General features: G+C 39.9%; 11 protein-coding genes. 6 read left to right on the top strand and 5 right to left on the bottom strand.

What is annotated here, in order from left to right:
* Positions 1 to 191: 191 nt before the first annotated feature.
* From AAF462_03865 to mce, 6 genes are all read left to right on the top strand, one after another.
* Positions 192 to 848, top strand: coding sequence for a protein-L-isoaspartate(D-aspartate) O-methyltransferase (locus AAF462_03865; GenBank protein ID MEM7008249.1), 657 nt, complete (start codon positions 192 to 194; stop codon positions 846 to 848).
* Positions 849 to 941: 93 nt separating this feature from the next.
* On the top strand, positions 942 to 2,435 hold the full coding sequence (locus AAF462_03860; protein MEM7008248.1) for an Rne/Rng family ribonuclease: 1,494 nt from the start codon (positions 942 to 944) through the stop codon (positions 2,433 to 2,435).
* 124 nt (positions 2,436 to 2,559) lie between these two features.
* Positions 2,560 to 3,258: an ABC transporter ATP-binding protein gene (locus AAF462_03855; GenBank protein MEM7008247.1), complete on the top strand. Its 699-nt coding sequence runs from the start codon at positions 2,560 to 2,562 to the stop codon at positions 3,256 to 3,258.
* A gap of 15 nt (positions 3,259 to 3,273) precedes the next feature.
* Positions 3,274 to 5,832, top strand: coding sequence for an FtsX-like permease family protein (locus AAF462_03850; protein ID MEM7008246.1), 2,559 nt, complete (start codon positions 3,274 to 3,276; stop codon positions 5,830 to 5,832).
* A 12-nt stretch (positions 5,833 to 5,844) separates the two neighbouring features.
* Entirely contained in the window at positions 5,845 to 6,945 is a 1,101-nt protein-coding gene (locus AAF462_03845; protein MEM7008245.1) for a lipocalin-like domain-containing protein, read from the top strand.
* Between the two features lie 65 nt (positions 6,946 to 7,010).
* Entirely contained in the window at positions 7,011 to 7,436 is a 426-nt protein-coding gene (mce, locus tag AAF462_03840) for a methylmalonyl-CoA epimerase (protein ID MEM7008244.1), read from the top strand.
* Positions 7,437 to 7,453: 17 nt separating this feature from the next.
* Here mce and AAF462_03835 read toward each other — a convergent pair whose 3' ends face one another.
* The 5 genes from AAF462_03835 to AAF462_03815 all read right to left on the bottom strand — a co-directional run.
* Positions 7,454 to 8,794 carry a DASS family sodium-coupled anion symporter gene (locus AAF462_03835; GenBank protein ID MEM7008243.1) on the bottom strand — a complete coding sequence of 447 codons (1,341 nt, stop codon included), beginning with the start codon at positions 8,792 to 8,794 and terminating at the stop codon, positions 7,454 to 7,456.
* A gap of 121 nt (positions 8,795 to 8,915) precedes the next feature.
* Entirely contained in the window at positions 8,916 to 9,305 is a 390-nt protein-coding gene (locus tag AAF462_03830; protein MEM7008242.1) for a DNA polymerase ligase N-terminal domain-containing protein, read from the bottom strand.
* Entirely contained in the window at positions 9,289 to 10,053 is a 765-nt protein-coding gene (locus AAF462_03825) for a type III pantothenate kinase (GenBank protein MEM7008241.1), read from the bottom strand. Before AAF462_03825 ends, AAF462_03830 begins: the two co-directional genes overlap by 17 nt.
* Positions 10,054 to 10,111: 58 nt before the next feature.
* Positions 10,112 to 12,364, bottom strand: a complete 2,253-nt coding sequence (locus tag AAF462_03820; protein ID MEM7008240.1) for a glutamine amidotransferase — start codon at positions 12,362 to 12,364, stop codon at positions 10,112 to 10,114.
* 37 nt (positions 12,365 to 12,401) lie between these two features.
* The coding region (locus AAF462_03815; protein MEM7008239.1) for an aminopeptidase at positions 12,402 to 13,455 on the bottom strand (1,054 nt) is incomplete at its 5' end.

Genomic DNA, 13,455 nt, shown 5'->3' with positions numbered 1-13,455 from the left:
GTGCTGAAGCTGCTTCTAGAAAAAGTACAAACAAAATGATAGAAAAAAGAATACTTCTCAATTTAGTTATTCCTCCACTAACCAAATTTGCGTATTGACTAGATAATAGTATAACCGCGATTCTAAATGCAAGTGTACAGGAGACATACAATCAACTAGCTTCTTATTTATGAGCAGTATATTCTTCTTCTATGAATCCCGATTTGTCCAAAATAAATACAGATGATCAATACGCCCAGAAACGCTGGGAGATGGTAGAGAATCAAATTATATCTAGAGGAATCACCAACAAAAGAGTCATAGAGGCAATGCTAAATGTAAAACGTCATCTCTTTGTTCCTCCCAGATATTTAGATTCTGCGTACGGCGATAACCCAGTTCCCATAGAAAAAGGTCAGACTGTATCTCAGCCCTATATGGTGGCGCTAATGACAGATCTTATAAAGCCAGCTCAAGGCAAAAAAATCCTAGAGATAGGAACCGGTTCTGGCTATCAGACTGCAGTACTGGCTGAGAGCGGGTGTGATGTCTTTAGTATTGAAATACATGAGGACATTGCACTTAAAGCAAGAGATGTATTAGAAGAACTTGGCTACAAAAACATCAGTTTTAAAATCGGTGATGGATATCAAGGGTGGGAGGAACACGCTCCATATGAGGGTATTATTGTTACAGCCGCGCCAAAAGACGTCCCAGATATTTTAATAGACCAGCTCTGTGAAAACGGCACTATGGTTATTCCTGTTGGTGATGAGAGTCAGGAGCTTGTCGTGATAGAAAAAAGAGGCGGCATAATCAGCACAAAAAGAATAACCTCAGTCAGATTTGTGCCTATGACAAAGGCTTGAGGCAAACTGCGCTTTATTATGTAGGTCTTATAGTCTATAATTACATCCGATTATCTTATTGCACAGAAATAAAATTTAATTTAACAAATCCCCATGGACAACCAAATACTAATAAACGTGACTTATAATGAGACTAGAGTTGCTGTAATGGAAAACGGCTCGCCGGCAGAGTTGTATATTGAAAGAAAATCTACACCGAGAATTGTAGGCAATATATACAAAGGTAAGGTAGGAAAGGTTGTTCCCGGAATGCAGGCGGCATTCATTGATATTGGAATTGATAAATCAGGATTTATATCAGTTGAGGATGTTCAGGAAGATTCTCTTTATGAGTATTTTTTAGATAGCGGAGGAGAGGATGCCGCTAAGGATTTTAGCACACAGCAGCACAATCTAATTCAGGATATTCTCAGAGAAGGCCAGCATTTGATGGTTCAGGTACTTAAAGAATCAGTCGGAGGAAAAGGGGCAAAGCTCTCATCTTATGTGGCTATACCGGGGAAATATTTAGTTCTGTTAGGAACAATAGACATAGTCGGAATTTCAAGAAAAATTGAAGACACTGAAGAACGTGAGAGGCTAACTGAGCTGCTCAATAAAATTAAGCCGGATGGGACCGGACTAATTGCAAGGACTGCAAGCGAGAATATTACAGAGGATGAGCTTGAGCATGATTTAAGGGAACTTCTTTCTATTTGGGAGGGAGTTAAAAAGGCAAACGAGGAGACTACTGTTCCTTCACTTCTTTATGAAGAGCCAAGATTGTACATAAAAGCCGTGAGAGATTTTATCTCAAATGATGTAAAAAAAGTGATAATTGACTCTGAATATGCTTACAACGAGATTAAGGAGTATTTGAGAGCCAACTTTCCTGATTCTTTGGTAAATATTGAATTATACCAAGATTCAGAACCTATATTCTCGAAGTACGGTGTTGATAATGATATAAAGAAAATATTCAAAAAAAAGGTTTGGCTCAAATCCGGGGGCCATATTATTATAGAAGAGGCAGAAGGCCTTACGGTTGTAGACGTGAACACTGGTAGGTATCAGAGCGGCAAAGATCAGGAAGAGACTATATATAATCTAAATGTAGAAGCCGCGCTTGAGATTGTGCGTCAGATCAGGCTCAGAAATTTAGTTGGTATCATCGTGATAGATTTTATAGACATTAAAAACCGCCAGCTAAGAGACAGCTTGTTTGAAAATTTTGTAGATGCATTAAAGCAGGATAGGGCGCGGTCAGTAGTGCATGAGATGTCTTCGTTTGGGGTTATTCAGATGACCCGGCAGCGTCTTAGAGAGAGTATCTTAAATGAGCTTGCGGAGCCTTGCTTTTATTGTGAGGGAGCAGGTTATCTAAAATCGCTACAGACTATATCTTATGAGATAATAAGAGATATTAGAAAACGCATAAATAAAGCACTCAATAAAAAAATTATTGTTGTCGCTAACCCAGAAGTTATAAAGAGCCTAAACGAATCCGAAAACCAGAATTTAAACCAGCTCCAAGAGAAATACTCGATAGAGCTTGATTTTAGAGAGTCTGAAGAAAGAATCGAAAAATATAAATTAACAATTGAGTAGTTCCTTAGTTTTAAACCCTGAACAAATCGAAACTAAAGATTGTATATAAAACCCTATTCTTGAAATAAAAAGGGTTGCCATTACCCTTATTCAAACTCTATAAAGTTGTTTTGGTTGATTAATTATGTCTAAACAAAAAGACAATAATAACTTAAGCCTCAGACTGACAGGGCTTTCTAAGCAATACCAAGAAGCCGGCAAGGTTGTTTCTATTATAAGCAATCTAGATGCCCAGTTTGAACAGGGTGAGATAGCGGCGCTTATTGGGAAGAGCGGCTCTGGTAAAACTACACTTCTTAATCTGATCTCGGGTATAGACCGCCCGGATAATGGGGAGGTTTGGATAGGAAATACGCTTTTAAATTCCCTCTCTGACGAGGAGCTCACGCTAATTAGAAGAAATAGGGTTGGGATTGTGTTTCAGTTTTTTAATCTGATCCCTACATTAAGCGTAATTGAAAACGTAACTCTGCCGAGCGAGCTAAACGGTGAAAGTGCTAGTTCTGTAAACAATAGAGCCTTAAAGCTATTGGAAAGGGTTTCACTCGCGGACAGAAAAGATGCTTTTCCCGATATACTCTCGGGCGGTGAGCAGCAGAGGGTTGCAATCGCAAGAGCGCTCATTAACGATCCGGATTTGCTTCTTGCTGACGAGCCTACAGGAAATCTCGATGATGAAACTGCGCATGATATATTAGAGCTCCTTATAAAGATCTCGCGGGATACACAAAAGACTATGATAATTGCGACTCATAGCACAGAGATAATAAATTACGCAGACAAAGTCTATACGATGCACAACGGATCGCTTAGTTCTGAGTAATAAGGTTTGGTAATAATGAATTATCCTCTACTTAAAGTCACTTTAGGCTATGTCCGAAGGCACCTTCTTCAAAATTTCCTTTTGGTAATTGGGATTGCATTTGGAGTTGCTCTTATTGTTTCTGTAGATATTGCCAATCAAAGTGCGACAAGATCATTTAAGATCTCAAAAGAGATACTTTCAACTAAGACTACCCACTTCATACAAGGTAAATACTCTGATTTTGACGAGACGCTTTATAAAGACTTAAGAGTTGAGCTTTTACTTAGCAATCTTGCTCCAATTGTTGAGGACTATGTCAATATTCCTTCATTAGATGGTAGATCAGTAAAGCTCTTGGGCACAGATCTATTTGCCGACTTAATTTTCTATGATAATCAAAGTGCTCCACTTTCTAATATCACAGGCGATACTTTAACTAAAATTCTTACTGTACCTAATTCCGCACTTATATCAGAAGATCTGGCAAATAGTGCATTCATTGAAGTTGGAGATTTTCTCAAAGTAGATTACGGCTCCAAAAAACTTCAGTTACAGATCGTTGGTTTTCTTAACAATCAAGATAGCGAGCTTTCTAAGAGCCTCGGCGGTTTAATTCTCACAGACGTATCAACAGCACAGGAGCTTTTGGATAAAGTAGGGCTTTTGTCACAGATAGATCTACTTATTGATGACGAGACTGAATCAACGAGCGATATTATTAGTCAATTTTTACCCTCTGAAACCCAGCTCAAAGAAAAAGATGAACTGCTTGGTTCGGCAAAGAACTTAACCCGCTCATTTGAGCTTAATTTAACTGCGCTTAGCCTGCTAGCTCTTTTTGTTGGCGTATTCCTCATATATAACATTGTCTCATTCTCGGTTATACAAAGACGCTCTATAATCGGCACTCTAAGATCAATTGGCGCAACACGACGGCAAATTTTCAAAATGATACTCTCTGAAGCTCTGATAATCGGATTTATAGGAAGTATAATTGGGATATTTGGCGGCATTTTTCTCGGCCGAACTTTAGTTGCTCTAGTTACGCGCTCAATCAATGATCTCTATTTCACCCTTACAGTTACTGACTTTAGCATATCTACGCAGAGCATTTTAAAGGGATTTCTGGCAGGAGTTGTAGCAGTCATTATTGCGGCAATTGTGCCTTCTTTAGAAGCGTCACGGTTTCGCCCAATTAATGTCTTAAGGCGATCTAGCTTTGAGAGTTTTTTTATGAAATCCGTAACCCTATTTGGAATAATCGGTCTTTTATTTATTACGCTCGGATATCTTTTAATAATAGCACCTACCAAAAGCCTTATTCTGAGCCTACTTTCCATATTTTTGGTTTTATTCGGAGTCTCATTTTTAGTCCCGCTATGTACTAAATTCTTAATGAAGCTCTTTTCAAAACTCATGACCCCCTTTGGCCGTATTTCCCAGATGGCCCCAAGAAATATAGTTAGAGCTACTAGCCGCACTGCTGTGGCGATTGCATCCTTGACAGTTGCCATATCAGTAATCTTAAGCGTGAGCATAATGATAGGCAGTTTTAGATCAACAGTTGTCAGTTGGCTGGATGCAGCACTTACCGCCGATATCTTTATTACTATAGACTCACCAAATATAAGCAGCCAGAAGGGACTAGATCCCGGGATATTAGAGCAGATCTCAACTACCCCTGGGGTTGAGAGGGTTGCCAGTGTTAGAAGACTTCTGTATGACAGCCCTGATTACGGAACTGTGAATATTGTTTCTGTTACTAAGGATCTTGCCGCGGATAACAGAGAGTTTATATGGCAAGAATCTAGTAATAGTGATGAACTTTGGGACCATATGATAAGCGGCTCTGTTTTGATCTCTGAGTCATTTGCATACAAAAACAACATCAAACCAAACCAAAATGAAACTCTCACATTTCAAACAGACCGCGGGCAAAGGGAATTTAAAGTTTCGGGAATTTACTATGACTACGGCGCTCAGGGTGGAATAGTATTAATAGCTGAGGATATGTACAGAACACTTTGGGATGATGATCAAATTACCTCACTGGGTGTTTATCTTAATGAAGATCAAAACGCCATAGCTGTTGAAGAAAGTCTAAGATCTAAATTGTCTTCATTTTCAAATATTGTAATAAGATCAAACAGCAATCTTAAAAAATCGGCAATAAAAACTTTTGATAGAACATTCACAGTGACATCTGCACTTAGGCTCCTTATCGCCATAGTGGCTTTTATAAGTGTACTAAGCTCACTGATGGCCCTTCAGCTTGAGAGAGAAAGGGAGTTTGGAGTGCTAAGAGCTATAGGTATGTCAGTTGGACAGCTTCGTAAAATGCTTTTCTTAGAAAATGGCCTCATTGGTCTTACCTCAGGCGTGCTTGCTATACCCGTTGGACTTACCTTAGCAATAATACTTATATATGTGGTCAACCTAAGATCATTTGGATGGACGCTCAATTTCTCGCTTGAGTTAAGTTATTTCCTTGAGGCGCTAGGGATTGCGCTTTTAGCAGCCCTTGCGGCAGGCATATATCCTGCATATCTAATTGGTAAAGAAAATGTTAGTAAACTTATAAGAGAGGAGTAGTGTTCTAAAGACATGCGTGTAAATTTACTTTTTCTGATATTAATATTATTTGCCTTAGCCTCATGCAGTGAGGACAATGGCTCTGCTGAGTCTGTTAATGTATCTGAGTCTCTATCCGGGACCACTGCCGAGGGTTTTGCCAGAGTTGATAAGCCAAGAGAGTTCAGCTTCCCAGAGGATTTCGGCCCTCACCCTGAGTATCAGACAGAGTGGTGGTACTACACAGGAAATTTAAGCACAAAAGACAGCCGAGAGTTTGGGTACCAGCTTACCTTTTTCAGAAGGGCTCTAACTCCAGAGGACATAAAAAGAGAATCTGACTGGTCTACAAACCAGATTTACTTCGCCCACTTTGCTCTCACGGACATTAAAAACGAGAAATTTTACTCAACTGAGAAATGGAGTAGGGGAGCCGCCGGACTAGCGGGCGCTCAAACATCCCCATTTAGGGTCTGGATAGATGGCTGGGAAATAACAGGAGATCCCAAAAAGGTTCAATTAAATGTAAGTGATGGTGATGTATCCCTAAAGCTTAGTCTTATGCCATTAAAGCCTATAGTTCTTCAAGGGGATAAGGGTCTTAGTCAAAAGAGTAGGGATCCGGGGAACGCCTCATACTATTTCTCTCAGACGCGTATTAACTCTAAGGGAAAAATCACGATTGACGGGCAAGTTTTTGAAGTATCCGGGCTAAGCTGGCTTGACCGAGAATGGAGTACAAGCGCTCTAGGCGAGGACCAAGAGGGGTGGGACTGGTTTTCTATTCAGTTAGATGACGGGCGTGAGATTATGCTCTATCAGCTAAGGCTAAAAGACGGCGGAGTTGATCCCTATTCATCGGGCACCCTGGTTTTAAAAGATGGAAAAACTCTTCCGATTAAATCTAAGGACTTTGATATAAAAGTCTTAGATAACTGGACAAGCCCAGAGACGGAGAATGTCTACCCTTCTAAGTGGAGTATCTCCATCCCTAAATATGATATTAACCTAACTGTGACGCCGGTTCAGAATAATCAAGAGCTTCTTTTATCTTTTGTATATTGGGAGGGGGCCGTGAGGGTTAGCGGAGAGAAGATATCAGGCAAAGGCTATGTAGAGCTTACGGGCTACTAATTCTAATCGTTTAATACTTATGCTAATATTTCACTATAAATAATACAAGTACAGGAGTTTCATCTATGGATAAGGGGATTTTACAGAATCTATATCACGTGGCTATTGCAGTAAACAATTTGAGCGAAGTTGAAGATGTATACACAACAGCGCTTGGGCTTAAAGTGGAACACAGAGAGGTAGTGGAAGAGCAAAAAGTAAATACCTCTATGTTGGTTCCCAAAGATGGCGGTACAGCAGTTGAGCTTCTAGAGCCCATTAGCGAGGACTCGCCGATTTCAAAATTTTTAGAGAAACGCGGAGAGGGAATTCACCACATTTGCTACAAAGTGGACGACATAGAATCTGTGCTCACAAAGTTAAAAGAAAAGGGAGTGCGTCTAATAGATGAGACCCCACGGGAAGGGGCTTATAATTCAAAAGTTGCCTTCATACATCCAAAAGCAATGAACGGAGTTTTAATAGAGCTAGCAGAGCTAAAGAAGGATTAAATTACTAAAAAGCTCAATCAGAATAGAAAATAGGCTACAAGCGTTATTATAATTGCACATATAATATTGAGCTTAAAACCAACCTTCATCATATCCCTTAGTTTTATCTTTTCTGTTCCAAAAACTAGTGCATTAGGCGGCGTTGCAACAGGTAGCATAAAAGCGCAAGAGGCTGCAACTCCAACAGTTATGGCAAGCTGGTAAGGCGGGTCGTGACCGATCTCCTGACCTAGAGCCAAAAATATAGGTACCAAAATAGCTGCGCTGGCGGTGTTGCTAGCGACTTCAGTTAAAAAGATCATCAGCAAAACAGAGCCTAATATTAAAAGAAATGGACCATATGCGGCTAAGTGGGTTTCTACTAATTTGGCTAGGTATGCACTAGCACCAGTCTGTGATAATACGGCGCTTAAAGCGAGTCCTCCTCCAAATAATAGCAGAACACCCCAGTCGGCGAAATTTTCAATCTCCTTCCATCTTATGGTTCTAAATAAAACGAGTAGCACGATTGCAAATACTGCGATTATAGACCCAAAACCTTGTCCTATTCCCAGTAGCTCGGTTATTGGATTACTAAGAAGCCACAGCAATACGGTCACTGCAAAAATTCCGGCCACAGCATAGCTTTTTTTATTGTTAAATATTTGTTTTGATGTAACTGAACTGACTATATCTATTTTAGGGAATTTAGGCCTGAGAACAAGATAGAGTGTAATCATCATAACCGGAAGCAAAATTAGCATAAATGGTATTCCAAACTCAAGCCAGTCGGTAAAGCTAAGGCCTAAATTTGCCGCCGTGATCGCATTTGGCGGGCTTCCGATAATTGTTCCAATGCCTCCGATGTTGGCTGAATAGGCAACGCCGAGCAAGATAAAAACCTCAAGTTTGTGATTGGATTCTTTGAGCTTAGAGATTATACCAAGAGCAAGCGGCAGCATTATGGCAGCTGTAGCTGTGTTACTTATCCACATGCTTATAAGAGCAGTGGCAATAAATAGGCTTAATATTGAAAATAAAACCCTTGAGCCAGCTGCTTTCATTATATAGCCTGCAAAAAGCTCATCGAGCTCATATTTATGAAGCGCTGCAGCGAGTGCAAAACCACCAAGGAATAAGAATATTATGGGATGCGCAAAATGACTGAGCGCTTGTTTTACCTCAAAAATTCCTGTCATTACTGCAATAATAGGAACAAGTAGTGCTGTTGCGGTTATAGGCAGTGCCTCGGTAATCCACAGCGAGCCTATAAAAAATAAAATAGCCAGTCCTTTGAGAACGTTTTTGTCGGCAGGCAAAAACAAATATATAGATATGGAGATTAATGCGCTTATGATTATAATGAGCGTCTTGTTCATTAGCTCAAGATTTTAGTACATAAACTCTAAATAGTTAAGCCTTTGTGTTTTGGCTCTTAGAAACCAGTTATCGATATAGCACTATGCTTGTAAGAATTTAGACTAACGCAGACACTGTGGGCTAACTTATTTTTTCAATTGTCCAAAGAGTTTTTTTTGTCCACTTTCCCCAATTTGGAACGTGAAGAAGGTATTTACCTAAAAGCTTCTCCCCATCTGCTTCAAATATAATTTTGATATTTTTATTTGTTTCAAGTGTAAAGGATCCTCTATCCCAAATTTCTGTATCACCTCTGCCGTAACTGTCCAGAAAATTTCTTTCGGATTTAAGCTCTTTGATTGATTTAACCGCAGGATCATCTTGAACGGCAATTTTTTTCTCTTTCTTTTGTTGTGGAAGACCGTTTGGAATAATCCAGGACTTTATTTCTTGTTCCAGCTCCATATAGAAATCATAATGAGTGTGAGAAGTTTTATGCTCAATGATGAGAAAATTATTGGTTACGCTCATAAATAATCTTTAACCCTTTTAGCGTGAGAAAATCATCAACTTCTTCGATAGTTTCGCTCTGGTTTGCAATAAGCTGGGCAGAGCCTCCTGTAGCAATAACATTAGGTGTTGTGTTTAGCTCTTTTTTGATCTTGTTAACGATGCCGTCCACAAGTCCCGCGTATCCGTGGACAAGGCCTGACTGAATGCTTTCTACAGTTGTTTTCCCTATTACAGTATCCGGTGTGGCAATCTCGACTCTTGGCAGCTTGGATGCTTTTTGATACAAAGCTTCAGCCGATACGTGAAGCCCAGTTGTGATAAGTCCACCTAGGTATTCTCCCTTTTCAGATATGCAGTCAAAAGTAGTGGCTGTACCAAAATCTACAACCACTGCGCTTTTATGAAACCGCTCAAAAGCTGCAACCCCGTTTACAATCCTGTCTGCCCCAACTTCCTTAGGGTTGTGATATAAAATAGGCATACCGGTTTTCACTCCCGGTCCAACAGTGATAGGTTCAACTTCAAAGTATGTGTTAAGCGCATCCATTATAGTTTCTAAAAGTGTTGGCACTACGCATGAAATTGCTGCTCCCTTGATTTTGCTTGTATCGATCTCTTTTATGTCTATGAGTTTTTTAAACAGCACACCGTATTCATCAGAGGTTCTGGATTTATCACTGCTGATGCGCCAATGACTTTTGATTTGATCCGCATCGAACAGTCCAAATACTATGTTTGTGTTTCCTATGTCTACAGCAAGAAGCATCCCATGAACTCCAAAAAATCAAATTTAAATTTGAAATATCTTACCAGGTAATTTCAGGCTACTTTAGTCCCCATCTTCTTCTAAGAAGCCACTCAGATGATAACATTGCTATTAGAACTAGGAAAGTAAATGGATTGTCCCAAAGTTTTTTAGTCTGATATCCAATAAGGGTTTTCTTTTTAGAGCTGTCCAATTTGAGTTTGCCGGGGCTCTCATCGGTAGTAATAAACCTTGCGCCGGATTCATCAGAGAGTTTCTTTAAAAACTCTGTATTTGCAGTAGGGCCAACAACCTCAGTGCTCGGCGGTTCCACCATGAATATGGTCTCACTCTTGTTTAATTCTCTAAATTGCTCTGAGCTACTCTTGGGAACAAATGATATTTTATGAAGACCATCTACTCTAGCAACAATTTCTGCGATATAGCTTCCTTCAGTTTCTCTTTGAATCTGTATTAACTCTTTTTCCCCATTAGGCAAAACAAGTACAGGGCTGGAGTTTTCATCAATATGATCTTCTGAGAGCGAAGTAATATCTAACTTTACGATCTCTCCAGGGCTGTATATTGCCTTGTCAGTACTTATTTTTACATCTCTAAGCTCTGGATCGTCAACAAACCATAGAAAGAGCCTATTCCAAAACTTTTCATAATGGGGAGAAACATTACCACCTTGAGCCTGGCTGAAATTCCACATCCAGGACGAATCTGACATAAAAGCAGCGACCTTTCCATTGTCTATATTGTCAACCGCTAATACCGGCTGGCCGTCATCAGTAGACAAAAGTGCCATAGCTGATGGTTTTAACCCTTGTACGGTATTTAAACCCTCTAATTCAGGCATAGAGTTCCAGTGCCGCTCATTTTCATTTGTGTTAGGAATGATTCTGGTTATAGGGTGACTTTTCCCAACCTCGGTGAGCTCTGGGTGATAGGTTTGGCTACTTATGGTTTCTGAAAGAGTTTTAGGCCTGTAGTCGAGTTTTACAGGTAGTATCTCCGAAAGCGAAGTACGGCCGTAACTGCCGCTATTAAAGCTGTTGCTGCCGCCGATCATAAGAAAAGAGCCTCCATCTTTTGAGACATATTCTTGTATGTTGCGCAGATGGAATCCAAAAATACCGTAGGGCTGAAAATGAAAATCCTGGAAAATTACAACATCAAAAGTGCTTAATTCTTTTCCAAATATTTCATTTACAGGAAACGGGATTAAACTTAACTCTCTTTCTGAAGCGAAGGAAAGATCAGTCGGGTCTCTTAAGATGAAAAATGAAACAAGGTCAACATTAGGGTTTCGCTTTAGAGCTTTTCTTAAAAATTTAACATCCCACGATGGTCTTCCTCCTACATGAAGAACTCTTATCTTGTTTATAATTACATCAGTGAAAAATGATCTCTCATTGTTCTCGGGTATTACTTCATCAGATAGAGACGGCATGGAAACTGTATATATTTTCCTGCCTAATGAATCTGGGTTAACTTCAAATACCAGTTTTGCATCTTTGGTCTCTTGGTCTATCTTAGCTTCTTTTATGGCAACAAGCTTATCACCTTCGTAAAGTGATACCGGGATCTGAATAACCTCGTCTGTACTAGATTTAATTGATACTTCAACAGGAAACGGGTATCTCAAAAAACTTACTTCACTTGAATCTATTTTATCTATCCAGATATCATAAATATTCTCTTGCGTAACTGGGCTTATTGTGTTGACTGGGAAATCTATTTTATCAATAAGCTCTTCTGCTCTCTCGGACGAGATGTCTTTGTCTTCTCCATCAGTGATAATTATTGCGGTATCAAGCTCACCATTATTATTTTTTTCTACTAAATATTCCAATGCCGATTGAAAGTCTGTGCGGGTTCCAAGCGCCTGTTGAGACATAATTGCTTCCAAAGAGCCTGAAATCAGGTCTGTATTAAAGGCGTAATAATCCACAAAGAAGTCTTGTTCAAGTTGCGAGAAGAAATTTCTATTCTCATTAATGAAGTCCTTTAGGTTCTCATCTCTAAAATCCCCCCTTTCGCCCGAGGAAAGATTCATGCTCCAAGAGCTATCAGCTATTACTGCTAGCTTCTTTTTCTCCTCTTTATAATTCTCTATCCTGTATGCTGGGTTAAAAAGTATTAATAAGATTAGTACAAACGATAATATGTGCAGCGAAACAATAACTGCTCTTTGTTTTGCCTGTGCTAAATATCTGGTGCTTCTAAGCGATCCATATAGCACCAACGCAAATAACGCAGCACAAATAACCGTCTCGATAATCCCCGGTGGGTTTAAAAATACAAATTGATTAACTGCTGTTTCCATTACAATAAATTTACCACAGGGTCTTTGATTTCTCTGTTTAAAATATTAGTAATTTGCCTTTATCCATAATCATGTCTCCATCAGCAATTACTGTTGGCTCCTTTATAACGCCGTCTAAATGGCTTGCAACCCTTATAGTTCCGCCCATGCTCTTGTTATCTCCAAACGCAATGTGGACTGTCCCTATTACTTTCTCATCCTCAAGCACTTCGCCTGTAATTAATGCTTTGTCATGCGTTCCGATTCCAAGCTCTGCAACGTTAAATGCCTCTTTCCCAAAAGGTTCCATTATCGAGTAGAGTCTATCTGCAGCAGCCCCTCCCGTGATTTCAGTCGCATAGCCATCTTCGACCTTCACATTTATAACTTCATTCTCTAATATTCCAACCCCCGCCATAGACCCGTCAAATACTATATTGCCTTGAGATTTTCCTTCCATGGGCGCTACATAGGCCTCTCCTGCAGGCAGGTTGCTGAAATCCCCCGCGCTATGATTGAGCCCTGTGTCTGAATGGCCGTCTCTACCTTCTACAGCAAGATTAATATCAGTTCCTTTTTCTGTTGTAATTCTTATATTTGAGGAATTACTGATTATTTCAGCGAGCGCGTCACTTTTCTTTGCTATTTCATTGTAATCTGCATTTAAAGTTCTTGTCATCATATCCTCTGTAATTCCCGGCAGTGTGGCGATCCTAACCCCCGCCTTACTCGCCTCTCTTCTAGAGTCTGTATGACTAAGCGACTTTGAAGTGGGTATGAGAATTACGTCTACCAGCTTCATAAGCTCAGCCACTGGCTCGGGCGGCTCTTCTCCATTTGATTTAGGAGTTATGATCTCAGTGAATATGGCCTCCGCCCCAAGCTCTTTTGCCCCTTCCCAGAGTGCATAGCCGATATTTCGGGCAGGCTCATCAGTTATAATGAGAACCCTCTCTCCTTTTTGAAGATTCATGCAGTCTTTTAGTGCAATTTGTGCAGCCGGTTTTAGATGATCCATTAGATTCTCCTTAGATATATTTCTTGTGCTTAGCGTAACTCCAATTATAATATGCCCTATCTTATGGTTTCCATAAATAGTTCTATTACTAAAG

Source organism: Thermodesulfobacteriota bacterium (genome assembly GCA_039028315.1).
In the GTDB taxonomy this organism is placed as follows: domain Bacteria; phylum Desulfobacterota_D; class UBA1144; order Nemesobacterales; family UBA2774; genus CR02bin9.
The sequence above is the reverse complement of the archived record's forward strand: the minus strand, read 5'-3'. Positions and strand labels throughout refer to the sequence as shown.

What these genes read in the sequence shown, in the direction of transcription:
- AAF462_03865 (MEM7008249.1), top strand. Translation starts at nt 192, where the DNA reads ATGAATCCCGATTTGTCCAAAATAAATACAGATGATCAATACGCCCAG.
- AAF462_03860 (MEM7008248.1), top strand. Translation starts at nt 942, where the DNA reads ATGGACAACCAAATACTAATAAACGTGACTTATAATGAGACTAGAGTT.
- AAF462_03855 (MEM7008247.1), top strand. Translation starts at nt 2,560, where the DNA reads ATGTCTAAACAAAAAGACAATAATAACTTAAGCCTCAGACTGACAGGG.
- AAF462_03850 (MEM7008246.1), top strand. Translation starts at nt 3,274, where the DNA reads ATGAATTATCCTCTACTTAAAGTCACTTTAGGCTATGTCCGAAGGCAC.
- AAF462_03845 (MEM7008245.1), top strand. Translation starts at nt 5,845, where the DNA reads ATGCGTGTAAATTTACTTTTTCTGATATTAATATTATTTGCCTTAGCC.
- mce (MEM7008244.1), top strand. Translation starts at nt 7,011, where the DNA reads ATGGATAAGGGGATTTTACAGAATCTATATCACGTGGCTATTGCAGTA.
- AAF462_03835 (MEM7008243.1), bottom strand. Translation starts at nt 8,794, where the DNA reads ATGAACAAGACGCTCATTATAATCATAAGCGCATTAATCTCCATATCT.
- AAF462_03830 (MEM7008242.1), bottom strand. Translation starts at nt 9,305, where the DNA reads ATGAGCGTAACCAATAATTTTCTCATCATTGAGCATAAAACTTCTCAC.
- AAF462_03825 (MEM7008241.1), bottom strand. Translation starts at nt 10,053, where the DNA reads ATGCTTCTTGCTGTAGACATAGGAAACACAAACATAGTATTTGGACTG.
- AAF462_03820 (MEM7008240.1), bottom strand. Translation starts at nt 12,364, where the DNA reads ATGGAAACAGCAGTTAATCAATTTGTATTTTTAAACCCACCGGGGATT.